13 protein-coding genes are annotated in these 18,081 nt (G+C 68.7%); 4 read left to right on the top strand and 9 right to left on the bottom strand.

What is annotated here, in order from left to right:
* The first annotated feature begins 184 nt into the window (after positions 1-184).
* Positions 185-1,357, top strand: coding sequence for an NAD-dependent formate dehydrogenase (locus EFK10_RS22605; protein ID WP_127357474.1), 1,173 nt, complete (start codon positions 185-187; stop codon positions 1,355-1,357).
* A 294-nt stretch (positions 1,358-1,651) separates the two neighbouring features.
* Positions 1,652-2,026: a hypothetical protein gene (locus tag EFK10_RS22600; RefSeq protein ID WP_240677395.1), complete on the top strand. Its 375-nt coding sequence runs from the start codon at positions 1,652-1,654 to the stop codon at positions 2,024-2,026.
* Positions 2,027-2,418: 392 nt separating this feature from the next.
* Here EFK10_RS22600 and EFK10_RS22595 read toward each other — a convergent pair whose 3' ends face one another.
* The 6 genes from EFK10_RS22595 to EFK10_RS22570 all read right to left on the bottom strand — a co-directional run bounded on the left by EFK10_RS22595 (position 2,419) and on the right by EFK10_RS22570 (position 10,319).
* Positions 2,419-4,851: a glycosyl hydrolase family 95 catalytic domain-containing protein gene (locus tag EFK10_RS22595; protein ID WP_206305547.1), complete on the bottom strand. Its 2,433-nt coding sequence runs from the start codon at positions 4,849-4,851 to the stop codon at positions 2,419-2,421.
* Positions 4,852-4,933: 82 nt separating this feature from the next.
* Complete coding sequence (locus tag EFK10_RS22590) at positions 4,934-6,793, bottom strand: alpha-galactosidase D (RefSeq protein ID WP_127357472.1); 1,860 nt, start codon at positions 6,791-6,793, stop codon at positions 4,934-4,936.
* Between the two features lie 118 nt (positions 6,794-6,911).
* Positions 6,912-7,835, bottom strand: coding sequence for a carbohydrate ABC transporter permease (locus tag EFK10_RS22585; RefSeq protein ID WP_127357471.1), 924 nt, complete (start codon positions 7,833-7,835; stop codon positions 6,912-6,914).
* On the bottom strand, positions 7,832-8,776 hold the full coding sequence (locus EFK10_RS22580; RefSeq protein WP_127357470.1) for a carbohydrate ABC transporter permease: 945 nt from the start codon (positions 8,774-8,776) through the stop codon (positions 7,832-7,834). The genes EFK10_RS22585 and EFK10_RS22580 overlap by 4 nt, the downstream gene beginning before the upstream one ends.
* 20 nt (positions 8,777-8,796) lie before the next feature.
* Entirely contained in the window at positions 8,797-10,110 is a 1,314-nt protein-coding gene (locus tag EFK10_RS22575) for an ABC transporter substrate-binding protein (RefSeq protein WP_127357469.1), read from the bottom strand.
* A gap of 20 nt (positions 10,111-10,130) precedes the next feature.
* Positions 10,131-10,319 carry a hypothetical protein gene (locus tag EFK10_RS22570; protein ID WP_127357468.1) on the bottom strand — a complete coding sequence of 63 codons (189 nt, stop codon included), beginning with the start codon at positions 10,317-10,319 and terminating at the stop codon, positions 10,131-10,133.
* Between the two features lie 179 nt (positions 10,320-10,498).
* Between EFK10_RS22570 and EFK10_RS22565 the strand changes: the two genes are divergently transcribed.
* Positions 10,499-12,652 (top strand): alpha-galactosidase, encoded by a 2,154-nt coding sequence (locus EFK10_RS22565; RefSeq protein WP_127357467.1) that lies wholly within the window; start codon positions 10,499-10,501, stop codon positions 12,650-12,652.
* Positions 12,653-12,842: 190 nt separating this feature from the next.
* Here the strand turns inward: EFK10_RS22565 and EFK10_RS22560 are convergent, their stop codons facing one another.
* The 3 genes from EFK10_RS22560 to EFK10_RS22550 form a co-directional block, all read right to left on the bottom strand.
* Complete coding sequence (locus tag EFK10_RS22560; protein WP_240677393.1) at positions 12,843-15,737, bottom strand: AfsR/SARP family transcriptional regulator; 2,895 nt, start codon at positions 15,735-15,737, stop codon at positions 12,843-12,845.
* 247 nt (positions 15,738-15,984) lie between these two features.
* A complete protein-coding gene (locus tag EFK10_RS22555; protein WP_127357466.1) occupies positions 15,985-16,968 on the bottom strand; it encodes a zinc-binding alcohol dehydrogenase family protein in 984 nt (327 codons plus the stop codon).
* A complete protein-coding gene (locus EFK10_RS22550; protein WP_127357465.1) occupies positions 16,965-17,435 on the bottom strand; it encodes a MarR family winged helix-turn-helix transcriptional regulator in 471 nt (156 codons plus the stop codon). Before EFK10_RS22550 ends, EFK10_RS22555 begins: the two co-directional genes overlap by 4 nt.
* A gap of 125 nt (positions 17,436-17,560) precedes the next feature.
* Between EFK10_RS22550 and EFK10_RS22545 the strand changes: the two genes are divergently transcribed.
* A complete protein-coding gene (locus tag EFK10_RS22545; protein WP_127357464.1) occupies positions 17,561-18,070 on the top strand; it encodes a DUF1003 domain-containing protein in 510 nt (169 codons plus the stop codon).
* The last annotated feature ends 11 nt before the right edge of the window (positions 18,071-18,081 follow it).

Genomic DNA, 18,081 nt, shown 5'->3' with positions numbered 1-18,081 from the left:
CAGCGATTGCAACTCGAACGCACAAGCGACTAAAATTCGAAGAGCCTAGGCGGGCGGGCACGGTTGGCTCGCGAGCGACGCCCGGCCTCTATGAGATGTACCCGGCGTGAGCCCGACCCGCTGCGTCCCGGCGGAAAGGCAGGACCGGATTATCCGGCGGCCCCAGCGACGGAGGCGAGGAGCCATGGCAAAGATCCTTTTGGTGCTTTATCCCGACCCGGAGGACGGTTACCCTCCCGAATACGCCCGCGCCGAGATTCCCGTCATCACCACCTACCCCGGGGGACAGGCCGCGCCCACCCCGGAAGCCATCGATTTCACCCCAGGCCAGTTGCTTGGCAGCGTGTCCGGCGAGCTGGGGCTGCGCCGCTTCCTTGAGGACCGGGGTCACACCCTCGTCGTCACCAGCGACAAGGAGGGACCGGACTCGGTCCTCGACCGCGAGCTTCCGGACGCCGATGTGGTGATCTCCCAGCCGTTCTGGCCCGCCTATCTGACCCCCGAGCGGATCTCCCGAGCGCCCCGGCTCAAGCTGGCGATCACCGCCGGGATCGGCTCGGACCATGTCGATCTGCCCAGCGCCATCGCCCATGGCATCACGGTCGCGGAGATCACCTTCAGCAACAGCATTAGCGTGGCGGAGCACGCCGTGATGCAGATCCTCGCGCTCGTCCGGAACTACCTGCCCGCGCACGAGTGGGTGGCCGCCAAGGGCGGATGGAACATCGCTGACAGCGTGTCACGCTCCTACGACCTCGAAGGCATGCAGGTCGGCGTCCTCGGTTCGGGCCGGATCGGCCAGGCGCTGCTGCGCCGCCTCAAGCCGTTCGACGTGGGGCTGCACTACTACGACCCGCACCGGCTGCCGCCGGAGGTTGAGAAGGAGCTGGGGGTGATCTGGCATCCCGACGTACGCTCCCTGGCCTCCTCGGTCGACGTGCTGTCGATCCACGCCCCGCTGCATCCGCAGACCATGAACCTCTTCGACGACGAACTGATCGGGGCCATGAAGCGCGGTTCGTACATCGTCAACACCGCCCGGGGGCTCATCGTGGACCGCGACGCCGTGGTCCGCGCCCTGAACAGCGGCCAGCTCGCCGGGTACGCCGGTGACGTCTGGTACCCGCAGCCGCCACCGGCCGACCACCCTTGGCGCACCATGCCCTACGAGGCGATGACGCCGCATGTGTCCGGTACGTCCCTTGCCGCCCAGGCCCGCTACGCTGCCGGCACCCGGGAGATCCTGGAGTGCTGGCTCGACGGGCACCCCATCCGCCCGGAGTACCTGATTGTCGACGCCGGCAAGCTGGCCGGTACGGGAGCGCTCTCGTACACCGTCCCCGAAGCCGAAGGTTGACAGGAGCACACAGCTCACCCCCACCCATCCGGCCGGCCCCCTTTCCGGGGCCGGCCGGAGCCCTGTGAGCCGATTCACTCGGTTTTCAGTGGACGGGTGCCGACGGCCGTTTTACCGTCCGTGAATATATCGATGGCGCCTGTCTCCGTGTGTACGGATAGTACGTACGGATAGTCAGCGCCGACCGGCCGGGAAATGCGTCGCCCAAAAGTCAGGGTCGAACGCCGGAAAGGTGAACCAGTGAGCATCGACGCCGTCTGGGTCCGGGGCGTGACAGGAATTCAGATACATCACGTGACCAACCTTCAGGATGCCGGAAGGTTCCTGGGCAACGCCGCGATGGCATTGCGGGCCGCACATGTACGGACCGGTGACGACCGGTACTCCGCCCTCGCCGCCCAGCTGAAGGCCGCGGTCGACCACGCCCGGGAACTGGAGAACGAGGCCCGGGCAGACTTGCACGAACTCCACGCCACCGATCCCGAGCGGTTCGTCCGCTGCCGTGAGGGCGAGGAGCCGTGGCCCGGTGAGATCGCTGCGGGCTTCATCCCGCGCCACACCTGCCGGGACGAATGCCTGTACCACGATCACGACGTCCTGGACGCCATCGTGCAGTGCACCTGCGGCCGTCCCCCGTGCCAGGCCTGCGAGATCGGCGGCAAGGCCTGAGGCGGGTGCCGGTTGTCGGCGTACGTACGCCCGAACGTACCCAGGCAGGTACATGCCCATGCTCCGCGCTTGCACTCCCACGGGCTTCAGTCCAGCCTCTGTGAGGCTGCCGTTCGGGTCCCGTCCCAGGTTCGAATCCGCTGAGGGGGAGTCCGGACATGGCTCCACCTTCCCAGACGGCACCGCCCGGGAAGGTGGAGGGTTCACTCAGCGATCACACTGCAGGGCGGACAGATCGACGGCGTCCGCCATCGCCGCCATTCCCTTGTCGTGCGGCTGCGCCGGTGGCTGCGCCTGCGCCTGCGCCGCCGAGGTGGCGGTCAGAGGTCCTCAGACCGCCACGACCAGCGCGGAGACCACGCCCACCGCGCGGCGCAGGCACAGGCCGGCCGTCACCCGAGGTTCCGCAGCGTGACGGACTGACCGGGCTGGAGGCTGACCTTCGCCGAGGCGCTGCCGGCGAGGACGGTCGTGCTGCGGCCCCCGACGCTCGTCAGCTTCGCCGAGGTGACCTTGCCGTTCTTCCAGCTGATGTCGGCGACGAAGCCGCCGCGGACGCCTACGCCGGACACCGAGCCGGAGGCCGCCCAGGCGGCGGGCAGCGCGGGGAGCAGCTCGACGTGTCCCGGCCGCGAGTAGACCAGCATCTCGATGATCGCGGCGGGGGTGCCGAAGTTCGCCTCGATCTGGAAGATGCCGCGGCCCTGCCCCATATCCATGATGTCGAAGAGGTTCGCCGCGCTGCCGTTGCTGCCGCCCACCGACGGCTTCAGGTTGTTGACGACGAGCTGGTAGGCCTTCTCCGCGTTCTTCAGCCTCGCCCAGCACAGGCTGCGCCAGGCGTTGGCCCAGCCGTAGCTGTTCATGCCGCGGGCGGTCAGGAGGGCCGTCGCGCCGTCGAGGATGTCCTTCGGCGTGGAGTCGTCCGGACGGATCCGGTCGCCGGGGAAGAGTCCGATGAGCGGGGAGAGGTGCCGGTGCGTGGTCTCGCCGAGGTTGTCGGGCGACATCCACTCCTCAAGCCAGCCGGTCGTGGGGCTGACCACGGGCAGGTACAGGCGCTCACGCAGACCGTCGATGGTCTTGGTGTAGCCGGCGTCCTTGCCGAGCACCTCGGTCGCGGTGCGGTAGTTGCCGAAGAGGTTCCACACCAGTTCCTGGGCGTAGGTGATGCCCTTGGCGTCCAGCGGGCCCTGCTCGGGCGACCAGTCGCTGTCGGCGATCAGGACCTCGCGCGAGGCTCCGGACGCGTCGGTGACGGTCGTGGTGATGAGGCGGGCCTCCCAGAACTCAACGGCGCCCTTGAGGAGGGGGTAGACCTTGTTGAGGTAGGCGCGGTCCTGGGTGTACTCGTAGTGCTCGAACAGGCTCTGGCAGAGCCAGGCGTTGCCGGCCGGGTGCCACCACCAGCCGCCGCCGCCGTACGGGTTGGTGGAGATGGCCACCGTCCAGCCGGCGATCTTGCCGCTGGAGTTGCGGTACCTGTTGGTGGAGTCGTTGAACAGCCGCTGGGTGACGTCCGTCCAGGCGGGGAGCTGCGCGAGGCAGTAGTCCGTGAAGGCGTCGAAGCAGTCGGACAGGCCCGCCCGGTCGGCCATCCAGTAGTTCATCTGGATGTTGATGTCGGTGTGGTAGTCGCCCATCCAGTCCGGGTCGTTGCCGTCCAGCCACGGGCCCTGGAGGCCCATCGGCAGGCTGCCCCGCGATCCGGAGATCATCAGGTAGCGGCCGAACTGCAGGTAGGCGGCCTCGAGCTCCGGGTCGGGGACGTTGTCGCGGTAGCGCGCCTGCACCCTCTCCCAGGTGTCCAGTTCGCGCTGCGTGGCGGACGATGTGCCGAGGTCGATGTCCAGCTGTTCGAACACCGGGCGGAAGTCGGCGACATGGGTGTGCAGCAGGGTGCTCGCGGAGTGGCCCGCCGCGTTCAGGACCTTGGTCCTGGCGAGGCGCTCCGGGTCCACGGACGGGTCGCGGAACTTCGCGGCCGCGTCGGGCGCGTAGTTGGTGCCGCCGCTGACGACCACGGTGAGGTCCTTGCAGCCGCTGAAGGAGATCGACGTACCGCTGACGGCGACCTTGCCGCTGCTGCTGTAGGCGGTGACGGCGGCGCCGTACTTGAGGCCGTTGGCGAAGGAGGCGCCGAACGACGCGTAGCGCCCCGCGCTGCTGGCGGTGGTGGACTCGCCGTGGGTGCCGGCGAGGGAGACGGTACCGGTGTAGGTGCCGCTGCCCTGCTGGTCGAAGTACAGGACGATGGCGTCGTCGGGGAGGCTGGCGAAGACCTGCCGCCGGTAGGTGACGCCGGAGATGACGTACGAGGCACTGACCAGGCCCTGGGCCAGGTCGAGCGAGCGGCGGTAGTTGCTGACGGAGCTCAGGTCGTGGTCGGGGATGTCGACGGTGAGCTTGGCCAGCAGGGTCAGGGAGCCGAAGTCGCTGCGGCCGTAGGGGAACTGGCCGTCGCTCTGCAGCGTGTCATTGAGACCGCCGGTCCACAGGGTGGCGTCGGTGATCATCAGGAGTTCGCTGGAGGGGTCGTTGCTCGCGAGCGCCCCGAGGCGCCCGTTGCCGACCGGCAGCCCTTGCTCGATCATCGAGTTGGAGGAGCCGGGAGCCTGCCACCACAGCTGGTTCTTCGCGGCGTCGGCCGCGGACAACAGGGGAGAATCGGTGGGGCGGAGGGGGGCCGCCGAGGCGGTGAAGGCGGGCAGGCCGCCGAGTGCGGTGCCCACGCCGGCAGCGGCGGCGAGAGCGAGGAAGCCCCTGCGGTTGGGGCGGTTGTCGCGTGATTCAGTGTGCTGGATGTCCACGGTTGTGCACTCCATATCCGGGGAACGGCGCGTGCGGGAACGACGGTCCCCCGCGGGGCCCGGGCCGGTCAGGTCACCGGGCCCCGCGGGAAGTGGGTCAGACGGACTGCGGTACGTCGATCTTGTCGATGTCGGGTGCGTATCCGTTGCTGCCGCTGTCGAAGGTGATGGTGTTGGAGCCCGCCTTCAGGGCCAGTTGGACGCTGACGGTTTCGGCCGTGCTCCAGTCACCGGTGGAGGGGAACTTCAGGCTGGTGCCGTTACCGCTGTTGGAGTACACGGTCACCGAGCGCGGGTCGCCGCTGACGTAGGCGACCTTGACGGTGTAGATCCCGTCCTTCTTCACCGTGACGTCGTTGAACCGCAGCGTGCTGCCGCTGTAGAGGTTGCCGACCTTCTTGCCGCCGGAGCAGGCGTCGCATCCGGCGACGGAGGCGTTGCCCGTGAGGGTGTTGCCCGCGGCCTCGGCCTCGTAGCTCGTGGTCGCCAGCGTTTTGCCGCCGGGGTTGATGGTGAACAGCCGGGAGCCGTGCGCGGGCAGCACCTCGGTGATCTTGTTCTTGTAGGTCCCGAGGTTCGCCTTGTTCCACAGGTCGCGTACGGAGGCGTTGCCGGTGAATCCGAACGCAGCCCAGTTGGCGGTGACGGAGGCCGGCGAGTCGCCGAGGTTGAACAGGGCGACGGTGTAGCTGCCGTCGGAGTTCTTGGTGCCCCAGACCTGCTGGTCGCCCACCGGGGTGACCGGACGTGCGACGGGCGAGGTGTTCTGGTCGACGGCGATGACTTCCTTGTTGGTCAGCAGGGAGACGCCGTAGCTGTCCAGCTGGGTGAGGTCGTCACCGGTGAACAGAGGCGACTTGTTAATGGCCCACAGGGTCATGTAGCTCTGCCGCTCGGCCTTGGTGAGGCCGTCCATCGCTCCGTTGCCGACGTCGATCGCGTCGAGGTCGTTCCAGCCGCCCGGGCCTGCCTTGTTGCTCCACGCGGGGGCGTCGTTCCATCGGTCGTTGACCGAGTTCTCCCAGGTGACCAGGGTGTTGCAGTAGCACTCGACGTCGGTTTCGATGCGCCAGCCGTTGGAGTACTGCTTCCAGTCGGCGGCGTGGTTGATGTCGAGCGACCAGGAGAGCTCGAGGTGGATCGGGCGCCCGGTGGCGGCGATGGCCGTGTGCCAGGCGGCGACGTCGGCGACGTTGTTGTAGTTGTCACCGGACTTGAACGAGCCCGGGCCCACGCCGTCCAGCTTGAGGAAGTCATAGCCCCAGTCGGCGAACATCTGCGCCTGCGAGTCGATGTACTTCTGTGCGCAGGGGTTGCTGAAGTCCAACTTGTAGGAGCTGTCCCAGCCGTTGGTGGTGCGCAGGTCCGAGTAGACGATGTCGGCGGTGGTGCAGCCGGGAGCGTTCCAGATCGGCACCTTGCCGTCGCCGTACGCCCCCTTCTCCAGGCCGACGGGCAGGTAGATGCCGGCCTTGAGGCCCTTGGAGTGGATGTGGTCGGCGACCGACTTCATACCGTTGGGGAAACGAACCGGGTCGGGCGTCTGCCGACCGTACTGGTCATACCCAGGCTTCCAGTTGTTGTCCATCCACCAGCCGGCGTCGATGTTGACGTAGTCGTAGCCGTACTGCTTCAGCTTGGAGGCGAGGGCGTCCGTCTGCTTCAGGACGTTCGCCTCGGTGAGGTAGCTGTAGTTGCCGTTGGGGTTCAGGCCCGGATAGCTGGAGGACTGCATGCTCCAGCTGGACCAGCCCATGTACGGCGTGGCGGCTATGCCGGAGGTGGCGTCCGCGGCGGTCGTGGTCGTGGTCGAGGCTTTGGCGGGGGCGGCGGCCCCGGCGGCGGGGACGACCGCCGCGAGACCGGCGGTGACGGCCAGGACCAGCAGGGCTCTTATGGTGCGGCGCACGGAGCCTGCGGGAGCTCCGGGCAGGGCTGGGTACGAGGGTGACCGCATGGGTCGGACCTCCAGTTGTCGGGTCGCGGGTGCGCGGTGGAACCGGGCAGGGGACATGCGTTCCCGACGCCGGGGGGCCGGCCGGTCGTGGTGACCGCCGGGACGTCGGGTCGGCGGCTCAGCCCTTGCCCGAGCCGATGGTGAGGCCGCTGATGAACTGGCGCTGGAGCGCGAAGTACACCAGGAGCGTCGGGATCGCGGTCATGAGAGCACCTGCCGCGATGAGGTTCGGGTTGGTGAAGTACTGGCCCTGCAGGTTGGCCAGCGCCGAGGTGATCGGACGCTTGTCGCCCGTCTGGATCAGCGCGAGGGACCAGAAGAAGTCGTTGTAGATCCAGATGGACTCCAGGGTCGCCAGCGCCGCGAACGCCGGGCGGCACAGAGGCAGCACGATCTGGAAGAACTGGCGCCACACCGGGGCCCCGTCGACGAGAGCGGCTTCGGAGATCTCTTTCGGGATCGTCTTCATGTAGTTGCTGAGTACGAAGGTGCAGAAGCCGCACTGGTAGGCGATGTGAATGAAGATGATGCCCCAGAGCGAGTTGTACAGAAGCAGCGAGTCGCTCATCCACGACGGCAGCGGTATCAGAAGGTACAGCCGGTACAGCGGGGTGATCAACACCTGTGCGGGGAGCAGATTTCCCGCGGTGAAGAGGATCAGCAGCACGACGTTCCAGCGGAAGTCGAACTGCGAGACGAAGAAGGCCACCGCCGCGGCGAACAGCAGGGTGCCGAGGACCGCCGGAACGGTGATGAGCACCGAGTTCCAGAAGAAGTGCGGCATCCCGGACTGACTCCAGGCGTCCGAGAAGTTCTGCAGGCCGATGCTGTGCGGCCAGGACAGATAGCCGTGCTTCGCGGTGTCTGAGTAGGGCCGCAGGGAGGTGTACATGGCCCACAGCAGCGGGGCGAGCCACAGCAGCGCGATGCTGCCGAGCATGATGTGCCGTCCGGTCTGCCGCTTCGGCCTCCTGGGGGCGCCAGGGGTACGCGTGAGCGGGGTGCGTGACCGGGAGGCCGGCGGGGTGGCGGTCGCGGTCACTGGTCCTCCTTGCGGAAGGTCTGGAAGAGGAAGACGCCGATCGCGGCAAGGGAGACGAGGAGCAGGATGACCGCGAGGGCGGACCCGTATCCGATATGGCTGGACTCGCCGATGATGTTGTCGCTGATGAGCAGCGACAGCAGTTCCATGCCGGGCTTGCTGCCGATACCGCCGCCGAGCACGTAGACGATGTCGAAGGCGCGCAGGGACTCCATGACGGTGACGACCAGGATGATGATGTTGACCGGCTTCAGGGCCGGCAGCACCACCCTCAGGAAGGTCTGGCGTCCGTTGGCGCCGTCGAGCGCGGCCGCCTCCTTCAGCGCGGGGTCGAAGCCCTTCAGTCCCGCCAGGTAGAGGATCATGATGTAGCCGGCGTGCCGCCACCCGGAAGCGACCAGCACGGCCCACAGGTTGAGGTTGGGATCGCCCAGCCAGTCGATGTGGTGGCCGGATGACACGGCACTGATCACACCGTTCAGCAGCCCGGTGTCGGGGTTGTAGATGATCTCCCAGATGAAGCCGACGACCGCCAAAGACAGCACCATCGGCATGAAGATCGCGGTCTGGTAGACCCGGGTGAAGCGGATCTTGCGGTCCAGCTGGTAGGCCAGGAAGACACCGAACGGGGTGGGCAGCAGCGCCGTGAACAGCAGCCAGGCCACGTTGTGCCTGACGGCCGGCCAGAACGGCGGGTAGTTGGTGAAGATCTGGTGGTAGTTGTCCAGTCCGACCCAGTGGATGTCGGACAGGGTGAGGCCGTCCCAGTTGGTGAAGGACAGACCGATGGAGGCCAGCGCCGGCAGCCACACGAAGAACAGCAGGGCAAGCAGCGGGATGCCGACGACAACCGTCAGGAAGAGGCGGTCACCAGGACCGAGCCGGCGAGAACGAGTGTGTGCGCGCGACGATGACCGAGGCGCGGTACGCACGGAGGACATGGTGAACCTCTCCGGTGGGATCAGGCCGTGAAGAAGCGCGAGCGCTGCGACTCGATCTTCTTGAGCAGGGCCGAGCCGTCGTCCGGGTGGTTCAGCCACTCGACGAGGCCGGGCTCGACCACGGTGGAGATGAATCCCGGGTCGCTGTCGCGGTCCCCGAACTGGGTGATGTGCTTGGCACCGGCGATGAGTTCGGCGGACTTCTTCTGCAGGGCGTTGTACGAGCTGGTGTCGGCGCCGGAGTTGACGGCGACATTGCTCGGGTCGACGCCCATGTAGAGCTTCTCGGCCTGAGCGCTGCCGAGGAACTCGAGGAACTTCTTGGCGCCGTCGAGGTTCTTCGGCTTGCGGCTGAGCATGAAACCGTCGGTGGGCGCCTCGACCGTGTCCTGACCGTACGCCGGGTCGATCTCCGGGAACGCGAAGAAGTCGATGTCGGCGCGCAGGGTCTCGTCGGTGACCTGCTGGCCGAGGAAGAGGCCGATGACCGCCATGCCGGACTTTCCGTCGAGCAGCGACTGTGCGGCGTCCTGCCACGAGCGGCCGCCCGCGCTGGTCTGGTAGTACGGGGTGATCTCACGCCACAGGTCGATGGTCCTGACGGCGCGCTTGTCGGTCCAGGCGACCTGGCCCCGCATCAGGGACATGTGGAAGTCGTAGCCGTTGGCGCGAAGGTTGAGGTAGTCGAAGGCGCCGAGGTTGGTCCAGCTGTCGCCGCCGCCGTAGCCGGAGGCGATCGGGGAGAGCCCGTCCTTCTTCATCTGCTTGGCCAGCGCCGTGAACTGGCTCCAGGTCGTGGGGATCTGGTAGCCGTACTTCTGGAAGACGCTCTTACGGTAGAAGACGGCCCAGGGGTAGTTGTAGAGCGGGACGAAGTAGTACTTACCGTCCTCACCCTTGGACAGCTGCTTGGTCGCGTCGCTGTAGCCGGCGCCTATCTTGTCCCACACGTCGTCGATGGGGCTGGCGAGGCCCTTCTTGGCGAAGTACTGCATGCGGTAGCCGGCGAACCAGGTGAAGACGTCGTCCGGGGTGCCCTGCAGATAGGTGGAGATGCTGTTCTGGAAGGTGTCGTGGTCGACGGCGTTCGTCTTGACCGTGAGCTTGCTGTCCTTCTGGAAGGCGTTTGTCACCGCGGCGTAGGCCTTCTTCGGTGTGGCGTCCGCGCCGTTCGACCCGAAGGTGACTGTCTTGGGGTCGGCTGCGGCCCCTCCGCCGCAGGCCGCCAGGGCGGGCATGGCCAGGGCTGCGGCACCGACGCCCAACATCCCCTGGACCACCTTTCTGCGGCTGGGACCGGTGGGGGTCCAAGGGGTGCGGCTCTGCAGCGTCATCGCTACTCCTAGTACGTGTTCTACTCGATGAAGGACTGGATCGCGGCGCCCGCGTACCCGCGCGCTCGCTCCTCGGCCACCGTCTCCGGCCGCGCCCCATTGTCCCCGCCGGTCCGCGCGAGCGGGCGGTGGGGGAGCGCGGTCGTGAAGACCGGGGAAGCGGTCGGCGTCGTCGCCGGGATCGCCTCATGAGGAGAGGTCGAGCGCATGGCCGGAAACTTAAGGTGGTTCTTTTCCTCTGTCAATGAAAGAAGCAGACTCCTCTTGAAGAAGCTTGCATACGGGCCTCCAACCTGCAAAAGCCAGATAAGGGGTAGGTGTTGACAGTCGATCGAAGGCACTGTTGGCTGCTTACTGCTCCTGTGGCGCTATCTGAACGTGAGGATCAATGGCTGCGATCTCCTTCGCCCCGGCCTCCGGGGTCTGGCTGCTCTCCACTCCGCGCACGTCGTACGCGCTGCGGATCGATGAGACGGGAGCGCCCTGCCACCTCGCGTGGGGACCACGGTTGACCCTCGCGGCGGCCTCGGAGCTCGTGCCGCCTCCGGCCGTTGAGATCAGCAGCTTCGAGGGCCGGCCCTCGGCCGGCGAGGAACTCCCCGTCGACGGAGGGGCCCGGTACGGGGCGCCGTCGCTGCGGGTGCAGTTCGCCGACGGCACCCGCGCCCTCGAGTGGGAGCCCGTGGGCCACCGGATCGGCGAACCGGCGCCAGGATCGGCCGAACTGGCCCTGGAGTTCCGCGACCGCCACTTCCCGCTGGCGGTCACCCTGCACTACCGCGTCCATGACGACACCGACGTCATCGAGCGCTGGACCGTGCTGCGCAACAGCGGAAAGGAACCGCTTTCTGTGCTGCGCGCGGACTCCGCCGCCTGGACGCTGCCGCCGCGCGACGACTACCGGATCAGCCATGTGACGGGCCAGTGGTCGGCGGAGAGCCTGCTGCACCGGGAGCCCGTCCCGCACGGCGAGACCGTACTCACCAGCCGGCGCGGCATCACCAGCCACCACGCGAACCCGTGGGTGATGCTGGACGCCGGCGACGCCACCGAAGAACGGGGCGAAGTGTGGAGTGCGGCCCTGGCCTGGAGCGGAAGCTGGCACGTCACCGTGCAGCGCACCCCCGACGGGCGTACGGCCTTCACCGGCGGAGCGGGGCATGACGGAGCGTCAGTGCCGCTCGGCCCGGGCGAGGAGTACGCGACCCCGCACTACGCAGCCGTGTACACCGACGGCGGCTTCGGCGCCGCGAGCCGCACCTGGCACGCGTACGTCCTGGCCCATGTGCTGCCCCATCCGGACGAGTTGCGTCCCGTCCTGTTCAACTCCTGGGAGGCCACCGGCTTCGATGTCGACGAGGCTGGACAGAAAGCGCTTGCTGCGCGAGCGGCGGAGCTTGGGGTGGAGCTCTACGTCGTCGACGACGGCTGGTACGGGGGCCGGCGCGACGACACCGCCGGACTCGGCGACTGGTCGCCGGCCACCAAGGGCTTCCCCGACGGGCTCACCCCGCTGATCGAGGAGGTCCACCGGCTCGGCATGCGCTTCGGCCTCTGGGTCGAGCCCGAAATGGTCAACCCCGACAGCGACCTGTACCGCGCGCACCCGGACTGGGTACTGCACTTCCCGCACCGCACCCGAACCGAGCTGCGCAACCAACTGGTGCTCAACTTCGCGCGGGACGACGTCGCCGAGTGGGCGTACGGCTGGCTGACCCGGCTGGTCGCCGACAACGGCATCGACTTCCTCAAGTGGGACATGAACCGCGCCTTCAGCGAGGCCGGCTGGCCCGGCCGCGAGGGCGGCCAGGACGTGCTCTGGTCGCGGTACGTGACCAACCTCTACGGCGTCATCGACCGGCTGCGCGCCGACCACCCGGGGCTGCGGATCGAGACGTGCAGCGGCGGCGGCGGCCGCGTCGACCTGGCCATCCTCTCCCGTACGGACCAGGCGTGGCCGTCCGACAACACCGACGCGGCGGACCGGGTCTCCATCCAGCACGGCTTCAGCCAGATCTACCCGGCACGCACGATGGCGGCCTGGGTGACCGATGTGCCCAACCAGCTCACCGGCCGCTCGGTGCCGCTGCGTTACCGCTTCCACGTCGCGATGGCCGGGGTACTGGCGGTGGGCGGTGATCTCGCGCACTGGACGCAGGAGGAACTCGCCGAGGGCGCCGAGCTGGTGGCGGAGTACAAGAAGGTTCGCCACATCGTGCAGCACGGCACCCAGCACCGGCTGCGCGGTCCCGTCGACGACGCGCCGTCCGCCGTGCAGTACACCACCGCCGACTGCCGGGAGGCCCTCGTCCTGGTGTGGCAGCGGGCGCCGCGCCACGGCACACCGCGCCCCGCCCTCAGGCTCGCCGGCCTGGACCCCGCCGCGCGCTACCGGGACACCCGTACCGGCGTCGTCTACCACGCGTCCGTACTGACCGGGTACGGGATCACGCCCGAACTGCCGCCCGGGGACTGGTCCAGCACCACCCTGCGCCTGATCCGGGTGGACGACGAGACGGCGAGCGACGCCGGCTCCGCATGATCAGGAGGCCGCTGACCGGCTCCCGGCGAGGGCGTTTAGGAGCGCACTGAAGATCTGGGCCGGATCAGCGAGCGGCGTCCGGTGCGTGCAGCTGCAAGGCGGACGGATTCCCGGATAGTGGTGTTCTATCCGGGAATCCGGCCAACGCGGCAGATGTGCGTGCGGGGCGTCGCGAGCCCGGCATGGATCTTCAGTGCGCTCCTAGGCGGTCCTGGATGTGCTGGGCTTCGGCGGTGCGTCGCTGGGCCCGGTAGAGGTGCAGGGCCTGGTGCCAGGCGTGGCGGGCCTCGTCGTGCCGGCCCAGGGCGTGGTGGGTGTCGGCGAGGCGGACTTGGGTGTTGGCCTCTTCGTAGGTGTTGCCCATGTCGTGGAACAGGGCGAGGGCTTGGCGGTAGTAGTCGAGGGCCTGGACGTACTGGGCGGTGTGATGGGCTATGTAGCCCAGGCTGTCCAGGGTGTCGGCCTCGCCGTCGCGGTCGGGGTGGCCGACTTGGCGGATGAGGGCGAGGGCCTGCTCGCAGGAGGGCCGGGCCTGCTCGTAGTGGCCCAGTTGGGCGTTGTGCCAGCCCACCGCGTTGAGCGCGTTCGCCTCCCACGCCGGATTGCCGAGGGTTCGGTGGAGGCGCAGGGAGCGTTCGGCATGGGTCAACGCCTGCTGGTGGTCGCGCTGCTGTCCCCAGGTCCACGCGAGCGCGCGCTGGGTGTGGGCCTGGCCGGTGATGTCACCGGTCTGCTCGAACAGCGTCAGGGCCTTGTGCAGGTGATCGAGGGCTACGGCGTACTCCGACGTCAGGGAGCGCGCTCGGCCGAGGCCCCGGTGGGCCAGCGCCTGGCAGGCCGGGTCTCCCAGTTGTTCGGCGGCGGTGAGTGCGGTGCGCCAGGTGGCCAGGTGGTCGCGTAGGTGACCGCGGCGGGAATGGAAGGTGTCCAGGGACCACGCCAGTTGCCACGTCTGGCGGTGCCACCCCTGCTCCGCGGCGAGCGTCTGGGCGGCCAGCAAGCAGGGGTGTTCGGCCTCGAACCAGGTCAGTGCCGCCGCGGTGTCCGTCAGCGGGGAGGAGGCGCTGCCCGGGGCAGGCCCGTCCGGATCGATCGGCGGCCGGTGCGGGGACAGCAGACGTTCGCCGGTGTGGGCGGTGTGGAGGTAGAAGTCGATCAGCCGTTGCAGGGCGGCCGTACGGGCCTCGGCGCCGTGGTCGAGCTGCCCGCGCTCGGCGGCGTAGAGGCGGACCAGGTCGTGCATCCGGAAGCGGTCCGGAGCGTGCTGCTGGACCAGGTGGGCGGCTTCCAGGGTGCGCAGGAGCGCACGGACCCGGGGGACCGGCAGTGCGGTGAGGGCCGCGGCGGCCGGCGTGCCGATGTCCGGTCCTGGCACCAGGCCGAGCAGCCCGAAGACCTCGGCCGCCGGGCCGTCGAGGGCATGGAAGGAGGTGGCGAACACGGCCCGTAGATCGGCGGTGATGTCGCCGGCGTCCAGCGCGTCGAGCCGGCCCGCGGCTTCGCGCAGCTCCTCCGCGAGCGCGGCGAGCGGGAAGTTGGGGTGGGTGGTGGCGCGGGCGGCGATGATCCCCAGCGCCAGCGGCAGTCCCGCGCAGCTGTCCAGCAGGGCGGTTACGGCCTCCGGCTCGGCCGCCACCCGGCCGGCGCCGAGGTGGCGGACGATCAGCCGGTGAGCCTCGGCCTCCGTCAGTACGTCAAGCGCCAAGGGCTGGGCGCCATGGGTGGTGGTCAGGCCGGTGAGCCGGCTGCGGCTGGTGACCAGCACGGTGCAGCTCGGGCTGCCGGGCAGCAGCGGGGCGACCTGCTCGGTGTCGCGTGCGTTGTCCAGCAGAACGAGCATGCGCCTGCCCGCGACGAGGGACCGGTAGAGCCCGGCCCGGGCGTCCGGGTCCGCGGGTATCGCCGCGGGCTCCACGCCGAGGGCGTCGAGGAAGCCGCGCAGGGCGGCCTGCGGCACCATCGGCTCGCCGGTGGGATCGAAGCCGCGGAGGTTGACATAGAGCTGCCCGTCGGGAAACCGCTCCATGTGGGTGTGGGCCCAGTGCTGGGCCAGCCAGGTCTTACCGACGCCGCCGGTGCCGCCTATCGCCGAGATCACCACTGTGCCGCCCGTGCCGCCGCCCGGGTCGGCCGGGGTGTCCAGCGCGCGGTCCAGCGCGGCCAGTTCGTCGGCTCGGCCGGTGAACAGCCACGGCGGCGCCAGCAGTTGGCGTGGCACAGGTGTTGGTGCCGGCGCGGGGGCCGGCATCGGGGGCGGTTCCTGCGCCGAGCGGGCCGCAGGGGCTGCCAGCGCCGAGTCCGCGGCCAGGATTTGCTGGTACAGCCCCTGGAGTTCCGTCCCGGGGTCAATGCCGAGGCTCTGGGCGAGCTGCTTGCGGGTGCGCTCGTACGTATCCAGGGCCTCGGCGGGCCGGCCGGACCGGTACAGCGCGGTCATCAACTGCCGGACCAGCCGCTCGTCCAGCGGATCATCCGCCGTCAGCTCGCGCAGCCTCGCCACGATCTCGTCGTGGCGCCCCAGGCGGAGCTGCGCGTCGTGGTACAGCAGCCGGGCCGTGGACAGCTGGCCGTCGAGCCGCGTGCGCATCCCTTCCGCCCAGTGGCCCGGTACGCCGGTCAGGGCGTCCGCCTGCCACAGCGCGAGCGCTTCCCGCAGCAGGTCGGCGGTGTGCTCGTCGTCGCCCTCCACCGCGCGGGCCTCGGCGATCAGGGCAACGAAGCGGTGCAGATCCACCCGATCCGCGGGTACCTGGAGCTGATAGCCGCCCGATCGGCGGACCAGCCGGACACCGGCCGCCTCCGCGCCGCACTGGCGCAGGGTGTTGCGCATCCTGGTCACGTAGCTGTACAGCACACTGCGCGCCGTGGCAGGAGGGTGATCGTTCCAGACGCGGTCGATCAACAGTTCGGTCGGCACCGTACGGGGCGCCTCGGCCAGCAGGATGGCCCATACGCACCGCTGCTGGGGTGGGCCGAGATCCAGCTGCCGGCCGTCGACCGACGCCTCGACCGGACCCAGTAGTCGGAATTCCATGTGCAGCCTCCGAGTTCGCAGCGCCTCCTGCAGCGCACCGCGCGTAGGCACCTCCCTTTCCCCTGTGTCGTTCATGCTTACGGGCCGGACGCCGCACGTCCAGTTTTCGTCAAGGTTTTGTCCTATCCTGACCCCGCACCCTGGTGTTGTCGGCCCACAGGCAGCTCGCGGCACGGGGGGATCGGGCGAAAGAGCAGAAGTGCTCTGGCGCCAGGCACGACGCGAAGGCCACCGGGGGGAGTGGGCCGGCCAACGGGGCAAACCGGGCAGACGCCGCACGCGCGGCGCGCCCGGCCGCTCAGGTCGTGGTGACGACCAACTTGCCTTTGGCGCGGCCGTCCTCCATGGCTGCGTGCGCCTCGACGATCTGGTCGAAGCCGTACACGTGGTCGATGGGGACGGTGGTGTCGCCGGTGGCGACAGCGTCGAGGAAGTCCTGCAGCACGCGCGCCGGCAGGTCCTTGGCGTCGCCGCCGTAGGTGGTGAGTCGTACGCCGCTCGGGATGTAGTCCAGCGGATAGAAGTCCTTGATCGTCCACTCGTTGGACAGCATCCCGGCGAAGCACACGGCGCCGTGCACGCGCGTCGCGTGGAGCGTGTCGCGCAGGGTGGGCGTGCCGACGAGTTCCAGCGCGGTGTCGACTCCTTCGGGCAGGATCGCGCGGACCTGGGCGGCGACCTCGCCGTCGTCGATGACGACGTGGTCGACGCCAACGGCGGTGAGCGCCGCTGCCTTCGCGGGGCTGCGCGTGGTCGAGAGCACGGTCATCTTCCGCTGCTTGGCGAGGACGGCGGTGGCCATGCCGATGGATGAGGTGCCGCCGCGGATGAGGATCGACTGCCCGGGCTGTGCGTCGAGCCCGACGGTCAGGACGCCGTAGGAGGTCTGGAGCATCTCCGGGACCGCGCCCAGCGTGCTCCAGTCGAGCTCGCTGCGGAAGGCGATCACCTGGCTTGCCGGGACGCAGGTGTACTCGGCGTATCCGCCGTCGAACGTCCGGCCCATGCCGCCCATCATCGCGACCACCTGTTGCCCGGCGGCGAACTGCCCGCCGGGGCACTCGGCCACGACTCCGGTCGCCTCGATGCCCGGGACGCGCGGGAAGGTGACCGCGTCGGACAGGCCGAGTCGGGTGTGGAGCTCGGAGCGGTTCAGGCCGAAGGCCTTGACGCGGATGAGGACCCAACCGGGTTGAGGGGTGGGGATCGGAAGTTCACGGATGGCGAGGGCATCGGCGGGTCCGGGTGCGTCCAGGACGATCGCTCGCATGGTGCCGGTCATGTGGCCGCCCCTTCGGCGTTGGAGTTGGCGCTGATGTCGGCGTTGGCGTTGGCGGTCCGGAGCGTCGCGATGGTGGCGCTCAGTTGCTGGAGTGAACGCGCGGGGAGTGCGGCGCCGAGCCGGATCCCGAGTTCGGTGTCGACCACGGGGACCGCCTCGGCGACGAGGGATTCACCTGCCGGCGTGAGCTCGATGATCGAGGAGCGCCGGTCGTCCGGATTGGACCGGCGTACGCAGTACCCCAACGCCTCCATGCGGTCGACGGCTTTGCTGACGCCGCCGACCGTGATCGAGAGCCGGCTCACGATGTCGTACACCCGGCACGCTTCGGTACGCGCGATGACCTGCATCAGCTCGAATCTGCTCAGCGGGAGGCCGAAGTCGTCGCGCAGCCGTCTGTCGAGCGCGTCGTACAGCTCGATCTCCAGCCGGACCAGGTCGCTGAAGAGTTGCTTGAGATCCGTCATGCTTCCCACTTGGATGACGAGGAATTTGATTCCTTGGAATCTTCTTCTCCGACTTTACCACCGAGTCGTACGGAGCGGGCAGACGCGTCGCCCGCTCGGCAGTGCCGTCAGGCACTATGGGCTGCATGAACTCCCACTCCGTCGACGGTCAGCCCGTCCCCGCGCGCCCCGTCGTCCGACTCCCGCATGAGCAGGACGTCTTCATCCGGATGCGCTCTTCGCAGGACCGGGTCGCGGACGCGATCACCGCTTTCGCGGGGAGGATGGAGTTCGTCTACATCCACGCCGTGTGGTTCGTGGTCTGGATCGCGCTGAACGAGGGGCTGGTCGGCAAGGCGGCGGTCTTCGACCCCTATCCCTTCGGACTGCTCACCATGATCGTGAGTCTGGAGGCGATCTTCCTCTCGACGTTCGTCATGGTGAGCCAGAACCGGCAGGCCCAGCGCGAAAACGTACGCGCGGACCTGGACTTCGAGAACAACGTGCGCTCCGAGGTGTGGTCGGTGCACATAGGCAAGGCGCTCGGACTGGATCCCGAAGGGATCGAGAAGCGCGTCCAGGAGATCATCGCGCAGAGCCGCGCGAGCATGAACGGGACGTCGTCGGGGGTGCCGGTGGACCCGAAGACTCTCTGAGGCGGCGGGCA

Origin of the sequence: Streptomyces soli (assembly GCF_003999195.1) — a bacterium.
GTDB classification, from domain to species: Bacteria; Actinomycetota; Actinomycetes; order Streptomycetales; family Streptomycetaceae; genus Actinacidiphila; species Actinacidiphila soli.
The sequence above is the reverse complement of the archived record's forward strand: the minus strand, read 5'-3'. Positions and strand labels throughout refer to the sequence as shown.